Annotated in this window: 22 protein-coding genes; 9 read left to right on the plus strand and 13 right to left on the minus strand. The window is 70.2% G+C overall.

Annotated features, from left to right (window positions below; all coding sequences use genetic code 11):
- Window positions 1-33: 33 nt before the first annotated feature.
- The 5 genes from ACU6RU_RS03120 to rlmN are packed head-to-tail and all read right to left on the minus strand — an operon-like array spanning window position 34 to window position 4477.
- Entirely contained in the window at window positions 34-1272 is a 1239-nt protein-coding gene (locus tag ACU6RU_RS03120) for a hypothetical protein (protein WP_446725880.1), read from the minus strand.
- Window positions 1269-1604, minus strand: a complete 336-nt coding sequence (locus ACU6RU_RS03125) for a hypothetical protein (RefSeq protein ID WP_120263581.1) — start codon at window positions 1602-1604, stop codon at window positions 1269-1271. The genes ACU6RU_RS03120 and ACU6RU_RS03125 overlap by 4 nt, the downstream gene beginning before the upstream one ends.
- A gap of 16 nt (window positions 1605-1620) precedes the next feature.
- On the minus strand, window positions 1621-2112 hold the full coding sequence (locus ACU6RU_RS03130) for an NUDIX domain-containing protein (protein WP_446725881.1): 492 nt from the start codon (window positions 2110-2112) through the stop codon (window positions 1621-1623).
- 12 nt (window positions 2113-2124) lie between these two features.
- Entirely contained in the window at window positions 2125-3138 is a 1014-nt protein-coding gene (locus tag ACU6RU_RS03135; protein ID WP_289330784.1) for an aldo/keto reductase family protein, read from the minus strand.
- Between the two features lie 55 nt (window positions 3139-3193).
- Window positions 3194-4477: a 23S rRNA (adenine(2503)-C(2))-methyltransferase RlmN gene (gene rlmN / locus ACU6RU_RS03140; protein ID WP_446725882.1), complete on the minus strand. Its 1284-nt coding sequence runs from the start codon at window positions 4475-4477 to the stop codon at window positions 3194-3196.
- A gap of 93 nt (window positions 4478-4570) precedes the next feature.
- Between rlmN and ACU6RU_RS03145 the strand changes: the two genes are divergently transcribed.
- The 6 genes from ACU6RU_RS03145 to ACU6RU_RS03170 all read left to right on the plus strand — a co-directional run bounded on the left by ACU6RU_RS03145 (window position 4571) and on the right by ACU6RU_RS03170 (window position 11421).
- Window positions 4571-5482, plus strand: a complete 912-nt coding sequence (locus ACU6RU_RS03145; RefSeq protein ID WP_446725883.1) for a PRD domain-containing protein — start codon at window positions 4571-4573, stop codon at window positions 5480-5482.
- A 187-nt stretch (window positions 5483-5669) separates the two neighbouring features.
- A complete protein-coding gene (locus ACU6RU_RS03150) occupies window positions 5670-7541 on the plus strand; it encodes a beta-glucoside-specific PTS transporter subunit IIABC (RefSeq protein WP_120263586.1) in 1872 nt (623 codons plus the stop codon).
- A 132-nt stretch (window positions 7542-7673) separates the two neighbouring features.
- Window positions 7674-9089 (plus strand): glycoside hydrolase family 1 protein, encoded by a 1416-nt coding sequence (locus ACU6RU_RS03155; protein ID WP_120263587.1) that lies wholly within the window; start codon window positions 7674-7676, stop codon window positions 9087-9089.
- Between the two features lie 84 nt (window positions 9090-9173).
- Window positions 9174-10049 carry an HAD family hydrolase gene (locus tag ACU6RU_RS03160; RefSeq protein WP_289330781.1) on the plus strand — a complete coding sequence of 292 codons (876 nt, stop codon included), beginning with the start codon at window positions 9174-9176 and terminating at the stop codon, window positions 10047-10049.
- 23 nt (window positions 10050-10072) lie between these two features.
- Window positions 10073-10942, plus strand: coding sequence for a Cof-type HAD-IIB family hydrolase (locus ACU6RU_RS03165; protein WP_289330780.1), 870 nt, complete (start codon window positions 10073-10075; stop codon window positions 10940-10942).
- Window positions 10942-11421 (plus strand): GNAT family N-acetyltransferase, encoded by a 480-nt coding sequence (locus tag ACU6RU_RS03170; protein WP_120263590.1) that lies wholly within the window; start codon window positions 10942-10944, stop codon window positions 11419-11421. Before ACU6RU_RS03165 ends, ACU6RU_RS03170 begins: the two co-directional genes overlap by 1 nt.
- Window positions 11422-11444: 23 nt before the next feature.
- On the opposite strand, the gene ACU6RU_RS03175 is transcribed toward ACU6RU_RS03170, so the two are convergent.
- The 3 genes from ACU6RU_RS03175 to ACU6RU_RS03185 are packed head-to-tail and all read right to left on the minus strand — an operon-like array spanning window position 11445 to window position 13863.
- A complete protein-coding gene (locus ACU6RU_RS03175) occupies window positions 11445-12287 on the minus strand; it encodes an SDR family oxidoreductase (protein WP_446725884.1) in 843 nt (280 codons plus the stop codon).
- Window positions 12284-13105, minus strand: coding sequence for an enoyl-CoA hydratase/isomerase family protein (locus ACU6RU_RS03180; protein WP_446725885.1), 822 nt, complete (start codon window positions 13103-13105; stop codon window positions 12284-12286). Before ACU6RU_RS03180 ends, ACU6RU_RS03175 begins: the two co-directional genes overlap by 4 nt.
- Window positions 13102-13863 (minus strand): SDR family NAD(P)-dependent oxidoreductase, encoded by a 762-nt coding sequence (locus tag ACU6RU_RS03185; protein ID WP_446725886.1) that lies wholly within the window; start codon window positions 13861-13863, stop codon window positions 13102-13104. The genes ACU6RU_RS03180 and ACU6RU_RS03185 overlap by 4 nt, the downstream gene beginning before the upstream one ends.
- A 385-nt stretch (window positions 13864-14248) precedes the next feature.
- Here ACU6RU_RS03185 and ACU6RU_RS03190 point away from each other — a divergent pair, with 385 nt between their 5' ends.
- A complete protein-coding gene (locus ACU6RU_RS03190) occupies window positions 14249-14986 on the plus strand; it encodes an aminoglycoside 3'-phosphotransferase (protein WP_259455268.1) in 738 nt (245 codons plus the stop codon).
- The gene (locus ACU6RU_RS03195; RefSeq protein WP_120263595.1) at window positions 14971-15480 is read left to right on the plus strand and encodes a GNAT family N-acetyltransferase; all 510 of its coding nucleotides are present in this window, start codon (window positions 14971-14973) and stop codon (window positions 15478-15480) included. Before ACU6RU_RS03190 ends, ACU6RU_RS03195 begins: the two co-directional genes overlap by 16 nt.
- A gap of 68 nt (window positions 15481-15548) precedes the next feature.
- Here the strand turns inward: ACU6RU_RS03195 and glpK are convergent, their stop codons facing one another.
- The 3 genes from glpK to ACU6RU_RS03210 form a co-directional block, all read right to left on the minus strand.
- Window positions 15549-17063, minus strand: a complete 1515-nt coding sequence (glpK, locus tag ACU6RU_RS03200; RefSeq protein WP_120263596.1) for a glycerol kinase GlpK — start codon at window positions 17061-17063, stop codon at window positions 15549-15551.
- A gap of 45 nt (window positions 17064-17108) precedes the next feature.
- Entirely contained in the window at window positions 17109-17861 is a 753-nt protein-coding gene (locus tag ACU6RU_RS03205) for an MIP/aquaporin family protein (RefSeq protein ID WP_289330775.1), read from the minus strand.
- A gap of 101 nt (window positions 17862-17962) precedes the next feature.
- Window positions 17963-19681, minus strand: a complete 1719-nt coding sequence (locus ACU6RU_RS03210) for a glycerol-3-phosphate dehydrogenase/oxidase (protein ID WP_120264427.1) — start codon at window positions 19679-19681, stop codon at window positions 17963-17965.
- 121 nt (window positions 19682-19802) lie between these two features.
- Here ACU6RU_RS03210 and ACU6RU_RS03215 point away from each other — a divergent pair, with 121 nt between their 5' ends.
- Window positions 19803-20783, plus strand: a complete 981-nt coding sequence (locus tag ACU6RU_RS03215) for a sugar-binding transcriptional regulator (RefSeq protein WP_120264428.1) — start codon at window positions 19803-19805, stop codon at window positions 20781-20783.
- 37 nt (window positions 20784-20820) lie between these two features.
- On the opposite strand, the gene ACU6RU_RS03220 is transcribed toward ACU6RU_RS03215, so the two are convergent.
- The gene (locus ACU6RU_RS03220) at window positions 20821-21612 is read right to left on the minus strand and encodes an energy-coupling factor transporter transmembrane component T family protein (protein ID WP_446725887.1); all 792 of its coding nucleotides are present in this window, start codon (window positions 21610-21612) and stop codon (window positions 20821-20823) included.
- On the minus strand, window positions 21609-23126 hold the full coding sequence (locus ACU6RU_RS03225; protein ID WP_446725888.1) for an ABC transporter ATP-binding protein: 1518 nt from the start codon (window positions 23124-23126) through the stop codon (window positions 21609-21611). Before ACU6RU_RS03225 ends, ACU6RU_RS03220 begins: the two co-directional genes overlap by 4 nt.

Below are 23126 nucleotides of genomic sequence, written 5' to 3' on the forward strand. Positions count from 1 at the left end.
TCCCGGAATCCGAGGATGTGGCAGCTGCCGAGCCTAGCGCGATAGCGAGGCGAGGCGTTCGCTGCCGTCCTTGAGAATGCCCATGACGTCGAGCATGACGTCGACGGAGCCACCGAGCGCCTCGGGCAGGTTGGTCGGATTGCCGGCGAGCGCGTTCCAGCCCGCTCGCCATCCGCCGACGAGACGGGTCTCCTGCATGACGTACGCGGGGAACTGCAGCACGCGCATCATGTTTTGAGAGTTGAGGCCGTGCACCGTGAACAGATCGGGGATCCGGCCGACGAGGAACCGGTTGAGCGAGCTGTGGAGATCGACGAATTCGCTGCCCCCTAACCGGAACGCACCGCTCAGGCGCGGGAACCGAGCGCTCACGTTCGCGAACTCGGCGAGGTTGCCGAGCTTGGCGAGCTTGCCGAAGGGGATGATGCCGACGGCGGCGAAGGCGACGCTCTGCCAGTCACCGCGGCCCGCGTTGAGCTTGGCGATCTCGCCGAGAAGGCTGAGCACACCTGCGACGGTGGCGAGCACACCGGCCAGGAGCGCGAGCGGCCCGGTGAAGACGAACGCGACGATCAGCAGAATCACGCCTACGACGAGGAGCACGTCGAGCATCGCCTCGACGAACGGCATCGAGTTGTCCCAGAAGCTGTCGGACACGCCGTTGGCGTTGGTGTGCTCGAGGCTGTTGACGGCGGTGTCGTAGGCCGACTCCCACGTCTCGACGGGGGCGTCGTAGGTTCCCCAGTAGGCCTCCCACGACGACACCGCGGCGTCGAACGCGGCCTGCGCACCGGCGGTACTGGGCCGCGTGCCGGTCTGCTCGACGTCGGGATGCAGGCGTTCCTGGGTGTCGAACTCGTGCTGGTCGGATTCCGCGCCACTCAGGGCGCGCGATGCCTCGTTGACCTCGGGCCACGTCCGGTTCGCGCCATCGACCCGCCAGTCACTGTCGGCCTGGACGGTGCTGAGCGCGGTCGCATACGCCGCCAGCGCGGTGCCGCTGGGTCGGTACCGGCGTGCCGCCGTCTGGAGGTCTTCGTAGACCTCCTTCGCCTGCTCGCGGACCGCCTCGAACGATTCGCCTCGGCCCACCGTGCCATCGGCGAACCGCTGGAGGGTCGCCGCCGCGCGGGCCATCTTGTCGCCGAGCGACTCGATGTCGGCCGCCCGCGGGCTGATCGCACCGGGGTTCCCCTCGATCTTGCGGACCCGTCGTCCGCCCGGCGTCGAGGGCATCTCCTCGCGGGAGTAGATGTACGAGTTCTCGGTCATTCGGCGGACTCCATGCTCTGCGCGAGTTCCAGATCGGCCTGCTCCCAGCCCTCGCGGGCGTCATCGAGCCGCTTCTTCATCTCTTCGAGGTTGCGGCGCTGCGTCTCACGTTTGTCGTCCCATTCCGACTCGAAGTCCTCGGCGGCACGGGCGAGACGGCTGTCGCCCTGCGGGTTGCCGATCGCACCCACCAGATCACTGGTACGCGAGCCAGCCTCCTCGAACTCGGCAATGATCTCGTGCAGCGCGTCGCTGAGCGCTTGCATCGAGTCGAGCGGAATCTCTACGCCGTCGGCCATCACGATCCTCCCCAGGTCGTCGTGGAACAGCATAGGAACACTCGGGTGGTCACGGCGATGGGGAGTTCTCCCCATGCACGAGATCGGCGAGCCGATCGAGCGCCGGCCGCTGTCCCTTCACGAGCAGCTCGCGGGCACGGCCGAGGTCGACCCACTCGACGCGGTCGACCTCCGGAAAGGATGCCGTACGGCCCGACCGCGGCGGCCACTCCATCTCGAACTCGCCGAAAACGGCACCCGAGACGTCGAGATCGGCGCCGTCGACGACGAACACCGTGATGCGCTTGCCCGACGAGTACGAGAAGGTGCCCAGCTCGGCGTACGGACCATCAGGCGCCTCGAGCCCGAGTTCCTCACGGAACTCGCGTCGTGCGGCATCCAGCGCCGCCTCACCGTCGGGGTCGTACTCGCCCTTCACGATCGACCACGCCCCGGCATCCTTGGCCGACCAGTACGGCCCGCCCATGTGCGCGACGAGCGCCGACACCGTGCCGTCCGCAGCGATGCGGTAGGGCAGGATGCCGGCGCTCGTCGTGACCACGATCAGGCGGAGTCAGGCCGGGCGCGTCTTCGGCGAGACCTTGTCGGTCTCGGCCGGGTCGGTCACCGCGACGCCGGCGAGGGCGTCGTTGATCGCGTCGTACGCCGACTGCTCGAGCTTCACGCCCGAGGCCTTGACGGTGTCCTCCAGCTGCTCGGGGCGCGAGGCGCCGACGAGCGCCGCCGCGATGTTCTCGTTGTGCAGCACCCACGCGAGCGAGAGCTGCGCGACAGTGAGGCCCGCCTCGTCGGCGATCGGCTTCAGCTTCTGGACGGCCGTGAGCACCTCGTCGTTCAGGAAGCGCTTGATGAAGTTCGCGCCGCTCTTCTCATCGGTCGCGCGCGACCCCTCGGGCACGGGCTGGCCGGGCTGGTACTTCCCGGTCAGCACGCCCTGCGCGAGCGGCGACCAGACGATCTGAGAAATGCCGAGCTCCTGCGAGGCGGGGATGACCTTGCCCTCGATGACGCGCCAGAGCGCCGAGTACTGCGGCTGGTTCGAGACGAGCTGGAACCCGAGCTTCGTCGCGAGGGCGTGGCCCTCGCGAAGCTGCTCCGCCGTCCACTCGCTGACGCCGATGTAGAGCGCCTTGCCCTGGCGGACGATGTCGGCGAAGGCCTGCATCGTCTCTTCGAGCGGCGTCTCGTAGTCGTACCGGTGCGCCTGATAGAGGTCGACGTAATCGACGCCGAGGCGGCGGAGCGACCCGTTGATGCTGTCGAAGATGTGCTTGCGCGAGAGCCCCTGGTCGTTCGGTCCCTTGCGGCCGGTCGGCCAGTACACCTTCGTGAAGATCTCGAGCGTCTCGCGCGGCTGACCCTTCAGCGCCTCGCCGAGCACGACCTCCGCGGCCGTGTTGGCGTACGCGTCTGCGGTGTCGAACGAGGTGATGCCGAGGTCCAGCGCCTTGTGGACGGTCGCGATGGCCGCGTCGTTCTCCACCTGCGACGCGTGCGTCACCCAGTTGCCGTACGTGATCTCCGAGACCTTGAATCCACTGTTGCCGAGGTAGCGATACTCAACCATGGGAAAACGCTACCTCGCGGTGGACGCGCACGGGCCGGAGTTGCGTCTTATGACCTCAACCGGCGGGAACGGTGTCGGCCGCGCGCTGGTCGTCCTCGGTCGCGACGAGCTGACCGCACGCGCCGTCGATCTCCTTGCCGCGGGTGTCGCGGAGGGTCGTCGGGATGCCGGCCTCGTTGAGCCGTCGCACGAACTCGTCCTGCACCTCGGGCTCGGACGAGGTCCAGATCGAACCGGGCGTCGGGTTCAGCGGGATCGGGTTCACATGGACCCAGCCGCGGCCCCGCGCGTTCAGCTTCTCGGCCAGCAGGTCGGCCCGCCAGGCGTGGTCGTTCATGTCCTTGATGAGGGCGTACTCGATCGACACGCGACGACCGGTCTGGTCGAAGTAGGCCTTCGCGGCGTCGAGCGCCTCGTCGACCTTCCATCGCGAGTTGACGGGGATGAGCTCGTCGCGCAGCTGGTCGTCGGGGGCGTGCAGCGAGAGCGCGAAGGTGACGGGGATGTCCTCCTTCGTCAGCTTCTGGATCGCCGGCACGAGTCCCACCGTCGACACCGTGATGCCGCGCGCGCTCATGCCGATGCCGTGGTCCTTGTCGACCATCGTGCGCACGGCCTGCATGACGCGCGCGTAGTTCGCGAGCGGCTCACCCATGCCCATGAACACGATGTTCGTCACGCGTTCGCCCTCATGACCCACCTTGCGGGGGTCGCCGAGGCCGCCGTCGGCGATGAGGCGGTTGGCGCGGACGACCTGCTCGACGATCTCGGCGGCCGACATGTTGCGGGTCAGACCCGCCTGGCCGGTCGCGCAGAACGGGCAGTTCATGCCGCAGCCGGCCTGGCTCGACACGCACAGCGTGATGCGGCCGGTGTAGCGCATGAGCACCGACTCGACGAGGGCGCCGTCGTGGAGCTTCCACAGGAACTTGATGGTGTCGCCGCGGTCGGTCTCGAGCCGGCGCACCTCCGTCAGCAGCGGCGGCAGCAGACCCGCGATGAGCTCGTCGCGCCCCGCGGCAGGCAGGTCGGTCATCTCCGCGGCGTCGGAGGTGAAGTGCCGGAAGTAGTGCTTCTCGATCTGCTTGGCACGGAAGCCGGGCATGCCGAGCTCCTTCACCTTCTCGACGCGCTGCTCGGGCGTGAGGTCGGCGAGGTGGACCGGCGGCTTGCCACGCTTCGGGCTCGCGAACTGCAGCAGCGGACGACCCGTCTCATCCTTCTGCTGCGACCAGCCCTCGGTCGCCGGACGCACCTGACGCGGCTTGGTGGAGCGCACGGGCGTCGAGGTCTCGCGCACGGACGACGCGGTCTCGCGCACGGGCTCTGAGTCGGTCATATGATCCAGGGTACCGGCGCCGGCTGCGCGAAGGCTGGCCGCCGGCATTCGCCGTGCCCGGCGACCGCATCTCCTCAGCTCTAGACTTCAGCCATGGACCTCGACGACGTCGCCCCGCCCCCGCGCGGCACCGTCGTGCACAAAGTGCTGAACAACAACGTCGTCATCACTGTCGACGAGCACGGCCGCGAGCGCGTGCTCATGGGGCGCGGGCTCGGATTCCAGTTGAAGCCGTCCGACACCCTCGACCCCGACAAGGTCGAGAAGACGTTCATCCTCGACGCCGGGGATGCCGGCGAGCGCGAGCGCCAGCTGCTCACCGACGTTCCCTACCCGGTCGTCGAAGCCGTCACGCGCGCCGTCGACGAGGCCGAGCGCCGTCTCGGCCACCACCTCGACCGGTTCTTCACGATGGCCGTCATCGACCACATCCAGTTCGTGCTCGAACGCCTCGACAACGGCATCCGCATCCCGGCGACGAACATGCCCGAGCTCCGCGTGCTGCACCCGCACGAGTTCTCCGCGGCGCAGCGCATGGCTACCGCCATCTCCGAGTCGCTCGACCGTGAGCTGCCCGCCGAAGAGGCGGTCTTCCTGACGATGCACCTGCTCAACGCGACCCGCGACGAGCCCAACGGCACAGCGGCCCTGCTCTTCCGGCGGCTGCAGCACGTCGTCATGACGGTCGAGAACGGTCTCGGCGTCAAGCTCGACACCGACAGCCCCGACTACGCGCGTTTCATCCTGCACATCCAGTTCCTGCTCCAACGCCTGGTGTCCAAGACGATGCTGCGCAGCGCCGACACGTCGTTCTTCGAGTTCGCCAAGCACAGCTATCCGCGCTCGTACGCGATCGCCGAAGAGGTCAAGGCGTACGTCCACGCGGCCACCGAGTCGGAGCTGACCGACGAGGAGCTGCTGTACGTCATCGTGCACGTCGAGCGCCTCGCGACCCAGGTCGGCGCGAACGCCGCTGGCCAAGACTCCGGTCCCGTGCTACCGTGACCCTCGCAGGGCGTCGCTGCCCTGCGGAAGTCTCCGGATTGTTACCGCGGCAGCGGGCAAAACCTGAACTCACATCGCTTTGATCGGCGGTGAACGAGTTCAGGTTTTTTTGTTGCCCGGAAACACGGATGCGGGGGCTTCCTCCACCCGAGTGCCGCGATGCTGCGGCAGAAAGCGAGCAGTCCCGATGGATTACTCGAAGACCGCGGCCGGCGTCCTGGAGGGCGTCGGCGGCGAGGCGAACGTGAACTCCCTCGTCCACTGCGCGACGCGTCTGCGTTTCGTGCTGAAGGACGAGTCGAAGGCGAACACCGCCGCCGTCAAGGCCGTGCCCGGTGTCGTCACCGTCGCCCAGGCCGGCGGCCAGTACCAGGTCGTCATCGGCAACGACGTGCCCGACGTCTTCGCCGAGATCGGCAAGATCTCGAAGCTCGGCGCCGGCTCCGGCTCCGGCTCCGACGCCGCGGAATCAGAGGGCCCGAAGGGCAACCTCTTCAACCGCTTCATCTCGATGATCTCCGCGATCTTCACGCCGCTGCTGTGGGCCCTGGCGGGCACGGGTCTGCTCAAGGCATTCCTCGCCGCAGCGGTCACCTTCGGCTGGATCACCACCGACAACTCGACCTACGCGGTGCTCAACGCCCTGTCGGACGGCCTCATCAACTTCCTGCCGATGGCGCTCGCCTTCACGGCCGCGCGGTACTTCAAGGCGAACGAATTCACCGCCTTCGCCATCGCGGCGGCGCTGCTCTACCCGACGATCACACCGCTCGTCGGCGTCGAGGGCCTGACGTTCTTCGGCATCCCCTTCACGATGGTCACCTACGTCTCGAGCGTCATCCCGATCATCGTGATCGTGTGGCTGCAGAGCCACGCCGAGAAGTTCCTGTACGCGAAGCTCCCCGGTGCCGTGCGCCGCTTCGTCACCCCGATGATCGTCGTGCTCATCGCCGTGCCGATCGTGTTCGTGGTCATCGGCCCGATCTCCGCGATCCTCAGTGGCGCACTCGGCAACGGCATCGGCTGGGTCTTCGAGAACGCTCCGTGGGCCGGTGGCGCCATCATGGGCGGTTTCTGGCAGGTCTTCGTCATCTTCGGCCTGCACTGGGGTCTCGTGCCGCTGTTCACGCTGGAGTACCAGACCACCGGCCAGATCCTGCTCATCGGCCCGGTCTTCGCAGCCGTCCTCGCGCAGGCCGCCGCGGTCGCCGGCGTCTGGGTGCGCGCGCGCAACAAGAACCTCAAGTCGCTCGCGGCTCCCGCCACGCTGTCGGGCTTCCTGGCCGGAATCACCGAGCCCGCCATCTACGGCATCAACCTGCCCCTCAAGCGCCCCTTCGCCTTCGGCATCGTCGGCGGTGTGATCGGTGGCGCGATCATCGCGATGGGCGGCGTGTTCTCGACTGCGTTCGTCGTACCCTCGGGCCTCGCCCTTCCGGCCCTGTTCGGCAACGGCAACATGGTCATGCTCATCATCGGCCTCGCCGCCGCGATCATCATCCCGTTCCTGCTCACCGCCATCGTCGGATTCACGGAGCCCGAAGAGGATGCCGCGCCGTCGGCCGCTCCCGCCGCGTCCGGCAACGACGTCGTCGTGCTGAGCCCCGTCGACGGCACGGTCGTGCCGCTCAGCGAGACCCCCGATGCGGCCTTCGCCGAGGGCAGCCTCGGTGACGGCGTCGCGATCAAGCCGCGCTCGGGTGCCGTCTACGCCCCCTTCGACGCGGTCGTCGCCGCCGCGTTCCCGACCGGTCACGCGATCGGACTCCGTCACGCCGACGGCGCCGAGGTGCTCATCCACATCGGCATCGACACGGTCAAGCTCGCCGGTGCGCACTTCGACGTCAAGGTCACCACCGGCCAGGAGGTCAAGGCCGGCGCCCTGCTCGTCGAGTTCGACGGCGATGCGATCGAGCGTGCGGGCTACGACCTCACCACGCCGGTCATCGTCACCAACGGCGAGCTGTACCCCGCCCTGACCGACCAGGCGTCCGGCCCGATCGCGCACGGCGAGCCGCTGTTCACGGCGGTCTCGGTCGAGTCCGCGCTCGCGAACTGACCGACGCACCCCGTATGGAGGGGGCGCGGACCCGAACGCGCCCCCTCCCCCACCCCGTCCCGTCACCCTCGGGACAAGCGATACACAGTCCCGCCCACCCGCGGGACAAGCGATACGAAACGAGAGAGAGCCATGAGCACCACCACCTTCCCCGACGGATTCCTCTGGGGCGGCGCGACTGCCGCGAACCAGCTCGAGGGCGCCTACGACGAAGGCGGCAAGGGACTCTCGGTGCAGGACGTCATGCCCCGCGGCATCGTCGGCGCCCGCACCGACGAGCCGACCCCCGACAACCTCAAGCTCGTGGGCATCGACTTCTACCACCGCTACGCCGACGACATCGCCCTCTTCGCCAAGATGGGCTTCAAGACGTTCCGCTTCTCCATCGCCTGGAGCCGCATCTTCCCGAAGGGCGACGAGACCGAGCCGAACGAAGCGGGCCTCGCCTTCTACGACCGCGTGCTCGACGAGCTCGAGAAGCACGGCATCGAGCCGCTCGTCACCATCTCGCATTACGAGACGCCCCTCCACCTCGCCGAGACCTACGACGGATGGACCGACCGCCGGCTCATCGGCTTCTACGAGAACTACGCGCGCACGCTCTTCGAGCGGTACGGCGCACGGGTGAAGTACTGGCTCACCTTCAACGAGATCAACTCGCTTCTTCACGCGCCCTTCATGTCGGGCGGCATCAACACCCCGAAGGACGAGCTGACCGAGCAGCAGCTCTACCAGGCGATGCACCACGAGCTCGTGGCATCCGCCCGTGCGACGCGCATCGCGCGCGAGGTCGCCCCGAGCGCGCAGATCGGATGCATGGTGCTGTCGATGCCCGTGTACCCCCTCTCGCCCTCGCCCGCCGACGCCCTCGAGGTCATGTCGTTCGACCACTCGAACCTCGTCTACGGCGACGTGCACACGCGCGGCGCATACCCCGGGTACTTCCTCCGTACGCTCGCCGAGAAGGGCATCGAGCTCGACATCACCGACGAAGACCGAGACGACCTGACCAACACGGTCGACTTCGTCTCGTTCAGCTACTACATGTCGGTCGCCGCGACCGCCGACCCGGCGAAGAAGGTCACCGGCGAGGGCAACATCATGGGCGGCGTCCCGAACCCCACGCTCGAGGCGAGCGAGTGGGGCTGGCAGATCGACCCCGTGGGCCTGCGCCTCGTGCTCAACCAGTTCTGGGACCGCTGGCAGAAGCCGCTGTTCATCGTCGAGAACGGGCTGGGCGCCAAGGACGAGCTCGTCGAGGTCGACGGTGTCAAGACGGTCGTCGACGACTACCGCATCGCCTACCTCAACGACCACCTCGTGCAGGTCGGCGAGGCGATCGCCGACGGCGTCGAGGTGCTCGGCTACACCTCGTGGGGCTGCATCGACCTCGTCAGCGCCTCGACCGCGCAACTGAGCAAGCGGTACGGCTTCATCTACGTCGACCGCAACGACGACGGCACCGGTTCGCTCGAGCGCTACGAGAAGAAGTCGTTCGGCTGGTACGCCGAGGTCATCCGCACGAACGGCGCCTCGCTCACTCGCTGAGACGCCGACCCGACCGGGCGCGGTCGCGGGGCCCTCCTTCTGGCCCGCGACCGCGCCCTTTCTCCGCGTCTGAAAGGGATCTGCATGACTTCGTCCGACTTCCGCCGCCGCGCCGTGTTCCTCGACGTCGACGGCACGCTCCTGCAAGACGGCACCCACCTGCCCGAGTCCGCCGTCGCCGCCGTCCGCCGTGCCCGCGAGAACGGGCACCTCGTGCTGCTGAGCACCGGCCGCGGCATGGCCGAGCTGCGCGGCCGCATCCTCGACATCGGCTTCGACGGCGCCGTCACCAACGGAGGCGCCTTCGCCGGGGTGGGCGACGAGCTGGTTGTCTCGCGACTCATGACGGCCGCCGAGGTCGCGCGCCTCAGCGCGGCGTTCGAGGCCCGCGGCATCCATTGGTACTTCCAGTCGTTCGACCGCATGTTCGCGAGCCCCGGCCTGCCGGCTCTGCTCGCCGACCGTCTCGAGCGCGACCGCGCCCGCCACATCGAGGACGCGCTGGCCGCCGGGGCCGACCCCGACGAGCTCGAGTTCTTCAGCGTCGGCATGAAGACCTTCGACGACGAGGTCCACTTCTCGGATGCCGAGATCGCCAAGGCCGTCATCCTGGCGCACGACGCTGACGCCGTCGCCGATCTGCTCGCCGAGCTCGCCCCCGACTTCGCCGTCGTCTCGGGCACCATCCCCCTGCCCGAGGGCAGCTCGGGCGAAGTGGCGCCGCGCGGCGTGAACAAGGGCGCCGCGATCCTCGAGGTGCTCGCCCACCTCGGCGTCGACCCATCGGACGCGATCGGCATCGGCGACAACTGGAACGACGCCGAGATGTTCGAGGTCTGCGGCACCGCGATCGCGATGGGCAACGCCGCGCCGGAGGTTCAAGCCCTCGCCGACGAGGTCACGACCGCGATCGACGACGACGGCATCCACAACGCCTTCGCGCGACACGGCCTGCTGTGAGCGCCCCCCGTTACGCTGGAGGGGTGACGTCGGAAACTCGCATCATCTTCCTCGACGTCGACGGCACCATCCTCGCGCACGGCGAGACGATCGCCCCCTCGACGATCGCCGCGGTCCGCGCCGCGCGCGAACGCGGGCACCTCGTCTATCTCTGCACGGGACGCGCCGCCGGCGACATCAACCCTCGCGTGCTCGACATCGGCTTCGACGGTGCGATCTCCAACGGCGGCGCCCTCGCGGTCTCCGGCGACGAGACCGTCCTCGCCGAACTGATGCCCCGCACGGCCGTGGAGCGGGTGATGGCCTACTTCGACGAGCAGGGCACGCGGTACTTCATCCAGTCGCACGACGGCGTGTACGCGAGCGAGGGCGTCCGGTCGTTCATCGCGGACTTCATCAGCGATCGCCGTCGCCGTCATGCCGAGGACCTCTCCACCGTCGCCCTCGCCGAGGACGTCGTGGCCGCGCCGCGCTTCGCCCCCGTCGAAGAGGCCGATCTCGACCACATCGCCAAGGCGGTGTTCGTCAGCTCCGACCCCGACGCGGTCGAGAAGACCCAGGCCGCGCTCGGCGAGGAGTTCCACGTCATCCCGGGGAGCATGCCCCTGCCCACCGGCTCGAACGGCGAGGTCGGCATGCGCGGCACGAACAAGGGAACCGGCATCCAGGCGATGCTGACGCACCTCGGCCGAGACGCCGCGGACGCCGTCGGAATCGGCGACAGCTGGAACGACGTCGAGATGTTCGAGGTCTGCGGCACCGCGATCGCGATGGCCGAAGCCGACCCGCAGCTGCAGCAGATCGCCGGCGAGGTCACCACCGGCGTCCTCGACGACGGCATCTGGAACGCCTTCGTCCGCCACGGCATCATCGACCCCGAGACGGCCGCCTGATGGCGCCGGGCGCGGACGACCGCGACATCCGACCCATCGACCCCGCCGACGCCGGCGAGGTGCTGACCCTGCAGCGCGCCGCGTTCGTGTCCGAGGCCCTCATCTACGACGCCGCCGACATGCCGCCGCTCACCCAGACCCTCGACGAGCTTCGTGCCGAGCTGGCGGAGAACCTCGGCTGCGTCGCGGTCGACGACGGTCGCATCGTCGGAGCGGCGCGCGCCCGCCTCGACGGCGAGCTGCTGCTGATCGGCCGCATCGCCATCGCCCCCGACCAGCAGGGGTCGGGCGTGGGCACGGCCCTGCTCGCCGCCGTCGAGGAACGCGGACGGGCGGCCGGTGCGCGCGAGGCCGAGCTGTTCACGGGATCGCTCAGCGAGGCCAACCTGCGCCTGTACGAGCGCGAGGGCTACACCGAGTCCGAGCGCGTGCCGCAGGACGACGGCACCTTCCAGATCTTCCTCCGCAAGCCCCTCTGACCGCGCTCGGGCAGCACATCCCTTCAGTCGAGGAAGACGTCGGGGAACAGCTCCGCGTCCGGCGTTCCGGGGACCGCGGCGTAGCCCGAGAAGTCGGTCACACCGGCGGCCTCGAGGACGTCCTCGACGATCAGGGTCTGCCCCGTGTATTCGCCGGCGGGCTGCACGAGCACCTCGTACGCGGCATCCGCGTATATCTCGGGGGTGCGGCTCGCCGCCATCATCCGCTCGCCGCCGAGGGAATAGCGCACCGCCGCCGTCGCGATCGTCGTCCGCGGCCACAGCGTGTTGGCCGCGATGCCGTCGGCGGCGAACTCCGCGGCGATCCCCAGGGTCGCCATCGTCATGCCGTACTTCGCGAGCGTGTACCCCGTGTGTGCGCCGAGCCACTTCGGCGAGAGGTTCAGCGGCGGAGACAGCGAGAGGATGTGCGGGTTCTCGGCGTCGCGCAGGGCCGGGATCGCCGCTCGCGACAGCAGGAATGTCCCCCGCACGTTGACCGCCTGCATGAGGTCGAAGCGCTTCGTGCCGAGCTCGAGCGTGCCCGACAGGTCGATCGCCGAGGCGTTGTTCACGACGATGTCGATGCCGCCGAACTCGCCCTGCGCCTTCAGCACGGCCTCGGTGATCGAGTCCTCGTCACGCACGTCGCCGACGATCGGCAGGGCTCGGCCGCCCGCCTCGACCATCGCGGCGGCGGCGGTGTGCACGGTGCCTTCGAGCTTCGGATGCGGCTGGTCCGTCTTGGCGAGCAGCGCGATGTTGGCACCATCGCGCGCGGCACGCAGCGCGATGGCCAGGCCGATGCCGCGGCTGCCGCCCGACATCAGCAGGGTCTTGCCCGCGAGGGGCTTCGCGTCGGTCATGAGGTCTCCTCGGTTCGGCTACGGCGTGCGGATGCGGCGGCGAACGCGTCGATGCGCATTCGCGCCTCGTCGGTGTCGAAGCGCGCGCCGATCGTCCGCGCCTCGTCGTCGAGGTTCTCGGCGAACGACCGTGCGGCGCCGTCGCGGACGAGACGTTTGGCCTGTCCGAAGGCGCGCGTCGCGCCCGCCAGCCACGAGTCGGCCAGGGCCTGCGCCCGGGCGGCGGGGTCGTCGGCCACCTCGGCCACCAAGCCCCAGTCGAGCGCGGCCGCGGCGTCGAGCGCGGTGTCGTGGAGCAGCAGCTGCAGCGCGCGGCGCTGACCGATCGCGGCGGGCAGCAGCGTCGAGACCCCCAGATCGGGCGTGAGGCCGATGTTGGCGTACTTGCTGACGAAGACCGCCGACGGCGACGCGACGATGTAGTCGGCGACCAGCATGATGCCGAGGCCTCCCCCGGCGACCGCACCCTGGACCGCGGCGACGATCGGCACCGCCGCGCCCGTCAGCGACGCGATGCCGTCGTGGATGATGCGGGCCGTCTCGGTGACCGCGGCGCCACCCATGCCCGACGTCGACATCGACACGACGTCGCCGCCGGCGCAGAAGGCGCGGCCCGCCGCATCCAGGATCACGGCACCGATCGAAGTGTCGGCGGCGACCTCCGCGGCCACCTCGCGCCAGCGGGCCGCCATGTCGGCGTCGACCGCGTTGAGCGATGCCGGGCGGTTCAGCGTGATCCGCGCGAGCGCGCCCTTGCGGCGTAGCAACACCGCGTCGGTTGCGGTTGCAGTGTCGGTTGCGGGTGCAGTGTCGCTCATCGGGGTGCCATTCTGATCGCGCCGTCGAGACGGATCGTCTCGCCGTTGAGGTAGTCGTTGTCGACGATATGGGCGGCGAGCGCGGCGAACTCCTCCGGCGCGCCCAGACGCGGCGGGAACGGAACCTGCTCGCCCAGCGAGCGCTGCGCGGCATCCGGCAGCCCCGCCATCATGGGCGTCTGCATGATCCCCGGCGCGATCGTGCAGACGCGGATGCCGTAGCGCGCGAGCTCGCGCGCGATCGGCAGCGTCATCGCGTGCACCCCGCCCTTCGAGGCGGCGTAGGCGGGTTGGCCGATCTGTCCGTCGAAGGCGGCGACGGAGGCGGTGTTGACGATGACGCCACGCGACCCCGTCTCCGTCGGCTCGGTCCGCGCGATCGCGGCCGACGCCTGCGCCACGACGTTGTAGGTGCCGACGAGGTTGATCCGGACGATGCGCTCGAAGTCCGCCAGCGGTGTCGGGGCACCCGCACGGTCGAGCACCTTGGCGGGCGGCGCGATCCCGGCGCAGTTGACGACGATGCGCAGCGGCGCCGCGCTACCCGCCGTCTCGACGGCAGCGGCCACCTCGTCCGGATCGGTGACATCGGCGGGGGCGAACTGCCCGCCCAGGGCCTCGGCGACCTCGCGCCCGGGCGACCCCGGCAGGTCGACGATCGTGATGTGCGCGCCGCCCGAAGCGAGGCGCCGTGCCGTGGCCGCGCCCAGCCCGCTGGCGCCGCCCGTGATGAGGGCGGAGGCTCCCGCGATCTGCATGTGTTCTCCTTCGAACTCGCCCCTCCACCCTAGAACGCCCGGGGCCGACCTCCGCGCCCGGGCGATCCGAGCACCCTCCGCGCGCCGCGCCGGTGCCGTCGACAGGCTGAACTGCCCCAGACGCACCCCAGCCACCCCGAGAGCCGCTCCGGCCCTGACGACGGAACGCCCAGCCCGGGCGCCGAACCTCCGCGGATCGCCTCCGGCCGACCGGTCTCCGCTCAGGCCGGGCGCCGCTCAGGCCGTCGACCGCGTGTGCCGCGAACAGGCTGAGCTGCCGTTCCACCGCCGCGCGGCAGCGGAACCACCCCACCAACCTGCGGACGGCGACTCGCGCGCGGCGGATGTCGGCCTCGACGGCGAGCGAAGGCGGCAGGATGCGGCTGTGACCCTGCTGCCCCCGGACGCGCCCGTCCGCGCCGACATCGCAGCGCGACTGCGACGGCTTACCGCCGGCACCGCCGCGACCCCGCTCTGGCGCAACGCCATCGGGGGTATCACGCTCGGCACCGACGACGGCCGTGTCGTCAAGGTCGGCCCGCGGAACGCCGAGACCTCGATGCGAGTCGAGTCGGAGCGCCTGCGATGGGCTGCGCCGTTCACGTCGGTTCCCGAGGTCATCGAGACCGGCGAGGACGGCGACGTCGAGTGGCTCGTCACCCGCACTCTCCCCGGCCGGTCGGCCGTCGATCCCCGGTGGCTCGCCGATCCCGCGACCGCGGTGCGGGCGGTCGGCGAAGGACTCCGCGCCCTCCACGACGCCCTGCCGGTCGCCGACTGCCCCTACGACTGGAGCGTCGCGCACCGGCTGCGAAACGCCGAGGCCCGGGGCATCGCCGTGCCGGCATCCCTCCGCGACGCACCCGAGCCCGACCTCCTCGTGGTCTGCCACGGCGACGCCTGCTGCCCCAACACCCTGGTCGGTGACGACGGACGCTGGCTCGCCCACGTCGACCTCGGGGCGCTCGGCGTCGCCGACCGCTGGGCCGACATCGCGGTGGCCTCGATGAGCACCGAGTGGAACTACGGCCCCGGCTGGGAGGACGCGCTCATCGACGCCTACGGGATCGCCCCCGACGCCGACCGTCTGGCCTACTATCGGTCGCTGTGGAACGAGACCTGACCTGGCGGATCGTCGACGTCGCCTACAGCGATCCGCGCGCACGCGACCTGCGCCGACAGCTCGACGACGATCTCGGCGCGCGCTACGACGGATTCCACGGCGACGAACCCGACGAGCGACGCCGTGCCCGCGCCCGCGCGCTCGCGACGCACCCCGATGAGATCGTCACGACCCTGATCGCCCTCGCCGCCCGGGCCGGCTCCGCAGACACCCCCGCGGGGCACGTCATCCTCCGCCGACTCGGCGACGAATGGGAGATCAAGCGCCTCATCGTGACCGCGGACTTTCGCGGCGTCGGCATCGCGCGCGGACTCATGTCGGCAGCCCTCGATGCCGCCCGCAACGATGGTGCCGAGCGGGTCATCCTCCAGACCGGACTCCAGCAGCCCGAGTCGATCGCGCTCTACACGTCGATGGGGTTCAGCCGCATCCCGGTCTATGAGCCCTACGCCGAGACGATGCCGCGCTCGGTGTGCTTCGCCCTCCCCCTCTGACGGGACCGCTCTGACACGACGCGGCCCCCGGGCCGGAAGCTCGGGGGCCGCGCGCTAGGCCTTCGTCGTCAGCGGACGTCGTCGTCGACCCAGTCCATCGACTTCGTCACGGCCTTCTTCCACAGCCGCAGCTGGCGCTCGCGCTCCTCGACGTCGTCGTTCGGGGTCCAGCGCTTGTCCTCCTGCCAGTTGGCCCGGAGCTCGTCGAGGTCGCTCCAGAACCCGACGGCGAGGCCGGCGGCGTAAGCGGCACCCAGCGCGGTCGTCTCGGCGACGACCGGCCGGACGACGGGGACCCCCAGGATGTCGGCCTGGAACTGCATGAGCGTGTCGTTGGCGATCATGCCGCCGTCGACCTTCAGCTCGGCCAGGTCGACACCCGAGTCGGCGTTGACGGCATCCAGGACTTCACGCGTCTGGAAGGCCGTCGCCTCGAGCGCTGCGCGCGAGAGGTGGCCGCGGTTGGCGTAGCGCGTGAGGCCGACGATCGCGCCTCGAGCGTCGGGCCGCCAGTACGGCGCGTACAGGCCCGAGAACGCGGGCACGAAGTAGACGCCGCCGTTGTCCTCGACCGACAGCGCGAGCTGCTCGACCTCCGGCGCCGTGGAGATGATCCCGAGCTGATCGCGCAGCCACTGGATGAGCGAGCCGGTGACGGCGATCGATCCCTCGAGCGCATAGTGGGTCGGTCCGTCGCCGAGCTTGTACCCGATCGTCGTGAGGAGGCCGTTCTCGGACTTCACGATCTCGGTGCCCGTCTGGAAGATCAGGAAGTTTCCGGTGCCGTAGGTGTTCTTGCTCTCGCCGGCGTCGAACGCCGCCTGCCCGAACGTCGCCGCCTGCTGGTCGCCGAGGATGCCGGCCACCGGCGTCTCGCGCAGCAGCGACGTGTCGCGCGCCTCGCCGTAGACCTCGCTGGAGGAGCGGATCTCGGGCATCATCGAGCGCGGCACACCGAAGTCGGCGAGGATGTCGTCGCGCCACTCCAGGGTCTCGAGGTCCATGAAGAGCGTGCGCGACGCGTTCGTGACATCGGTCGCGTGGATGCCGCCCGACGGGCCGCCGGTGAGGTTCCACAGCACCCAGGTGTCCGTCGTGCCGAAGATGAGGTCACCGGCCTCGGCCTTCTCGCGGGCACCCTCGACGTTCTCGAGGATCCAGACGATCTTGGTGCCCGAGAAGTAGGTCGCCAGCGGCAGTCCGACGATGTCCTTGTACCGCTCGACGCCCTCGTCGCCGGCCAGGCGGTTGACGATGGACTGCGTGCGGGTGTCCTGCCACACGATCGCGTTGTAGACGGGGATGCCGGTGTTCTTGTCCCACACGACAGCGGTCTCGCGCTGGTTGGTGATGCCGATCGCGGCGATGTCGTGGCGGGTCAGGTTGGCGCGGCCGAGCGCGATGCCGATGACCTCGCGCATGTTGTCGCGGATCTCGATCGGGTCGTGCTCGACCCAGCCCGCCCGCGGCATGATCTGCTCATGCTCCTTCTGCCCGACGGAGATGATCGAGCCCTTCTTGTCGAAGATGATCGCGCGGCTCGAGGTCGTGCCCTGGTCGAGGGCGATGATGTAGTCGGTCATGATGTGACGTCCTTGTCTGTCAGCGTTGGCGGTTCGTGAAGAGGGTCAGGCGAGGCCGAGCAGGGCGCCGGCGGCGAGTGCCGCGAGCGTACCGCCGATGAGGGGTCCGACGACGGGAACCCACGCGTACGACCAGTCGCTCGATCCCTTGCCCTTGATCGGGAGCACGGCGTGGGCGATGCGCGGGCCGAGGTCGCGGGCCGGGTTGATGGCGTAGCCGGTGGGGCCGCCGAGCGAGGCGCCGATACCGACCACGAGGAGCGCGACGGGCACGGCGGTGAGCGGGCCGAGCGAACCCGGGGTGCCGATCTCGATGTCGCCGTAGTCGGCGAATCCGAAGATCACGAACACGAGTACGAAGGTCGCGATGATCTCGGTGACGAGGTTCCAGCCGTAGGCACGGATGCCGGGGCCGGTCGAGAACACGCCGAGCTTGTTGGCCGGGTCGGGCTCGGCGTCGAAGTGGTCGTGGTAGGCCAGCCAGCAGAGCACGGCACCCAGGAAGGCGCCGACGAACTGGGCGGCGACGGCGACGAGGAACTGGGCGAACTCGATCTTCCCGCCCACGAGGAGGCCGATCGACACGGCGGGGTTCAGCTGGGCGCCCGAGTACGACGACACGAGCACGCCGGCGAACACCGCCAGGCCCCAGCCCCAGTTGATCATGAGCGTCCCGCCGCCGAGGCCCTTCGACTTGGCGAGGATGACGTTGGCGACCACGCCACCGCCGAGCAGGAGCAGCATCGCCGTCCCGACGAGCTCTGACACGAAGTAGAGCCCGAGATTGATGTCGTGCATGTCAGCGTCGACCTTTCTGCAGAATCACCGCGGGCGACATCGCCGCGCGAGAGGATGGCCCGAGGGTGATCCGGCGTCGGGCCTCGCCGGGTCAAACGGGCTCAGGCGTCGAGCGGCGCCAGGTGCGACGTGCGCACGTCGATGCGGTGAGCCTCCTCGAGCGCTTGCGCGGCCTCGTCGATCTGTGCGCGGACGGTCTCCGCATCCCAGCCGAGCACGGGCGCGGCCGCCTCGGCGACCTCCGTGAGCGTCTCCATCGAGACGCCGCCGACGAAGGCGATCGAGGTGCGACGCAGGAGCAGATCCATCAGGGAGACGACCTCTTCGCGCTCGGCGAGGAACGCGATCTCCTCGACCGAGTAGCCGGGGGCGTGCTCGAACTCCTGCTGGGCGACGGGGAGCGCGGCCAGCACCTCCTGCGCGTAGGTGCCGTAACGCTCCAGCATGCGGTCGGCGAACTCCGCCGAGTGCGCGCCGCGGTGGGCCTCGATCCAGCGGCGACGCTGAGCGACGCTGCGCGGGTAGCCGGCGCCGCCGCCGATCGCGAGGTCGGTCGTGGCGACACGACGCGGTCGCTTCAGCAGGCCCATGACGTCGGTGGCGAGGTGCTCGGCGAGCGCGCGGAACGTCGTCCACTTGCCGCCGACGAGACTGAGGACGGGGACGTCGCCGAGGCGGTCCTTCTCGATGCGGTAGTCGCGCGAGACGAAGCCGGGGGCGAGGTCGTCGTGGCGCGGGAGGGGACGGATGCCGGAGAACGTGTAGACGATCTGCGAGCGGTCGACGTCTATGTCGGGGAAGACCTGGCCGATCAGATCGAAGAAGTAGTCGATCTCGTCGTCGGTGCAGACCGTGGGCCGGCTCGGGTCGGCGTCGATGTCGGTCGTCCCCACCATCACCCGGCCCTTGAGCGGGTAGATGAGCACGATACGACCGTCGGCGGCCTCGAAGAAGATCTCGTTGCCGCCGGTCGCCTCGAGCAGCGAGGTGTTGTCGAGGACGATGTGCGACCCCTTGGTGCCGCCCATGAAGCGCGTGGGCGTGCCGAGCGCGGTGTTGGTCAGGTCGGTCCACGGTCCGCTCGTGTTCACGACGACGTCGGCCGTGAACGGGAACTCCTCACCCGTGACGTCATCCCGGATGATGACCGACGCCCCGTCGGCGCCGACGACGGGGGCGTAGTTCGCCGCCCGCGCCGACTCCTCGCGCACGCCGTCGCGCAGGACGTCGAGCGCGAGGCGCTCGGGGTCGTGCATGGAGGCGTCGTAGTAGGTCGCGGTGTAGCGGAACCGGTCGTCGAGGTCGGGGAACTGCGCCCGCGAGCTGCGGCGCCCGCGGAACCGGTGGCGCGGCACCGCGCCGCCGTCGCGCGAGAACGTGTCGTACATGATCAGGCCGACCTTGATCAGCAGGGCACCGCGCTCGCGTGGCTTGCCGCGGCCGTGCGTGACGAGCAGCCGGAACGGCGCGGCGAGGATGCCGGAGAAGGTGCGGTGGATCGGGATCGTCGTCGGCAGCGGCTTGACGAAGTGGGGCGCGTTGCGCACGAGCCGGTTGCGTTCGGTCACCGACTCCTTCACGAGCCGGAACTCGCCGTTCTCGAGGTAGCGGACGCCACCGTGGATCATGTGACTCGACGCCGACGAGGCGCCGCTGACGTAATCTCCGCGCTCGACGAGGGCCACGTCGACGCCCTGGAGTGCGAGGTCGCGGAACGTCGCGATTCCGTTGATGCCCCCGCCGATGACGAGGACCTCGGCATGGGGGCGCTCGCGCAGGGCTCGGATGTTCGCTCGGGTGGTCGGCGTCGACTCGGTCATCATGCATCCTTTTCCACGGCTGTCCCGATCTACACTGGGGTCCACCGCACGAATGCGCAACGGTCATGCACGAACGTGCACCGGCGCCGCGGCGATGCACGAACGTGCAGGACGGATGACGATGAGCGCGGACGCCGAGGCCGAGGCACGCACACGCGACGCGCTGCGCGCGGCGCAGCTGTACTACGTGCAGGACCGCACGATGGACCAGATCGCGGCCGAGATGGCCCTCTCGCGCTCGTCCGTGTCGCGGCTGCTCTCGCACGCCCGAGACATCGGACTCGTCGAGATCACGGTGCACTCGCCCCACGAGGCGAACTCGGTGGTCGCGCGGCGCCTGTCCGAGCGCTTCGGCATCTCCGTCCACGTCGTCAGCACGCCCCCGCGCACGAACGACGCCGAGCGACTCGAGAGAACAGCCCGGACAGCGGCCCACGTCCTGTCATCGACGCTCGATCCCGACGCGAACATCGGCATCGCGTGGGGAGCCACGGTCTCGGCGATCGCCCGCCACCTGCCGACCAAGCGGCTGCACGACTCGCAGATCGTGCAGATGAACGGGGCAGCGAACGAAACGACGTCGGGCATCTCGTACTCCGGCGCGATCCTCGAGCGGTTCGGGCAGGCGTTCGGCACCGACGTGCAGCAGTTCCCCGTGCCCGCGCTGTTCGACGACCCGCTGACCAAGCAGCTGCTCTGGCGTGAGCGGTCGATCCGGCGCGTGCTCGACGCGCAGTCGCGCGTTCAGGTGTTCGTCTTCGGGCTCGGCTCCCCCCACGCCGATGTCCCCTCCCACGTGTACGCCGGCGGATACCTCACGGGCGAGGACCTGCGCTCGCTCCTCCGCGACGGCGTCGTCGGCGACTGCGCGACCGTGTTCTACCGCATCGACGGCTCGGCGACCGGCATCGAGCTCAACGCGCGCTCGAGTGGTCCGTCTCTCGAAGCGATCCGCCGCATCCCCCGCCGCCTGTGCGCGGTGTCGAGCCTGACGAAGCTCGACGCGCTGCGCGGCGCGCTCGCGGCCGGTCTGATCACGGAGCTCGTCGTGGAGGAGGCGCTCGCCCGGCGCCTGGCGGAGACGACGGTCGGCAGCCTTTGAGACGCGGCCCGAGGCCCGACTCCAGGGCGGTCCGGCGTCAGGATGGGCCGAAGATCGGGTGGAAGGCGCCGACCGCGACCGACACCGCGACCGCCGTCACCGAGATCGCGAGCCCGCCCGCGATGATCGCCGCGTCGGACGCCGCGAGCCGCGACTCCCGTGCCCAGGTGCGTCGCCCCGGGGCACCGAAGGCCCGCGCCTCCATCGCCGTCGCGAGGGCCGAGCCGCGACGGATGGCGAGCACGAGCAGCGCGAAGGCCATGCCGAGCGTCCGACGCAGGCGGCCGTCGTCGGCGACGCCGCGGGCACGCCGCGCGAGCGCGAGCGCACGCCAGTCCTCGGCGAGCAGCCCGAGCATCCGCATGCCCGCGAGCCCGCCGATGACGAACCGCGCCGGAAGCCGCAGGATCTGGGCCGATCCGTCGGCGAGGTCGGTCGGGTCCACGGTGATGAACAGCACGACGGCCGGCAGACCGATCGCGAGGACACGCAGAGCTGCCGCCAGGCCGAGTGCGAGCGAGCCCTCGCTGACGTGGACGAACGCCCAAGCGAAGACCTCGGCTCCGCTCCGCTCGCCGTAGAGCGAAATCGTCACCGCGGCCGCGGGGGCGGCGATCCACAACGGAAGCGTCCGCACCCAGAACCGGCGCCAGCCGACCCCCGAGGCGAGCAGCAGCGGCAGCTCCAGGAGCAGCGCGACGCCGGCGGACACGGGGTCGATCGTGATCACGAGCGGCATCGCGATGAGAAGCGCCGCCAGCAACTTCGCCACGGGGTTGAGCGCCGCGACGCCGCGCAGCGCGTCTCGGGTCACCGCCGCCGCGGTCACGCCGGCACCCCCGTCGGAGCGGTGAGCGCGAATCGCCGGGCCGCGAGCGCATCGAGCACGGCGTCGTCGTGCGTGATCGTGATGACTCCGAGGGGCCCGCGATCGTCGACACCGTCGCGGAGGGCGGCGATGATCGCGACCAGCTCCGACCAGGTTCGGGCATCCTGCCCGAAGGTCGGCTCGTCGAGGACCACGATGCGTGGCCGCGCCGCCAGCATCGCGGCCACGGTCAAACGGCGCTTCTCGCCGCCGGAGAGCGTGTAGGGATTGGCCCCCGCGAGCGGGGCGAGCCTCAGCCGCTCGAGCAGCTCGTCGACGCGTGCCGCGACCTCCCCCGCCTCGATGCCCAGGGCCCGCGGCCCGACCTCGAGCTCGTCGCGCACCGTGGAGCGGAGGATCTGGTGCTCGGGCTCCTGCAGGACGGTTCCGATCCGCGTCAGCAATGCCGTCGAGCTCCATGCCGCGGGGTCCGCCCGCTCCCGTCGCCGTCCGCGGACGAGCGCGGCGCCCGCCGCCACGTCGTCGGCAGCACGGACGATCCCACCCTGCGCCGGCAGCAGCCCGGCGAGCGTGAGCCCGAGCGTCGATTTGCCGACACCATTGGGTCCCACGATGCCGAGCGCTTCGCCGGCACGCACGTCGAGGTCGAGCGGCCCGGCGGCCGGCGAGCCCGGTGCACGCCCGACGACGAGACGTTCGGCCGACAGTAGGACGTCACCCGGCGAGGCCACCGGGCGCGGCGGCGAGGACGGCCGGATGCCGGGCACCCATACGCCCGCGGACGCGAGCTCGGCGCCGCGTTCGGTGAGCACCGTCCGCGGGTCGCCGTCCGCGACGACCCCGCCGCCGGGCGCCAGCACGATCACGCGGTCGACGAGCGGGAGCCAGGCATCGATCCGGTGCTCGATCACGACGAGCGTGGCTCCCGTGACATCGAGCACCCGCGCGACGGCATCGCGCACCTCGATCACGCCGGCCGGATCGAGGTTGGCCGTGGGCTCGTCGAGCAGCACGGCGCCCGGCCGCATCGCGACGACGCCGGCGAGCGCGAGGCGCTGCTTCTGCCCGCCCGACAGGGCCGCGGTCGAGCGATCGAGAGGGACGTCGAGGCCCACGGCATCCAGGGCAGCCCGTACCCGAGACCAGATCTCCTCGCGCGCCACCCCCAGGTTCTCGCATCCGAAGGCCGCGTCATCGCCCACCCGCGCGAGGATCGTCTGACTGTCGGGGTCTTGGAGGACCAGTCCGACGCGACCGCGCGCCTCGGCAGCCGACCGACCGTCGACGAGGAGCGATCCTTCCTGCTCACCCTCGTCCGCCCCTCCGAGGACCCCTGCGAGCCCCTGCAGCAGCGTCGACTTGCCCGACCCCGACGCCCCGAGCAGGAGCACCCGTTCACCGGCCTCGATCGTGAAGGAGGTCTCGCTCGCGGCCCACGCGCGTCGGGTGGCGTAGCGCCACCCCCACCCGCGGGCCTCCAGGGTCGCGGGCCGCGCCGCGCCGGCGTCACCCAC

This window comes from Microbacterium sp. F1-18, assembly GCF_052921305.1.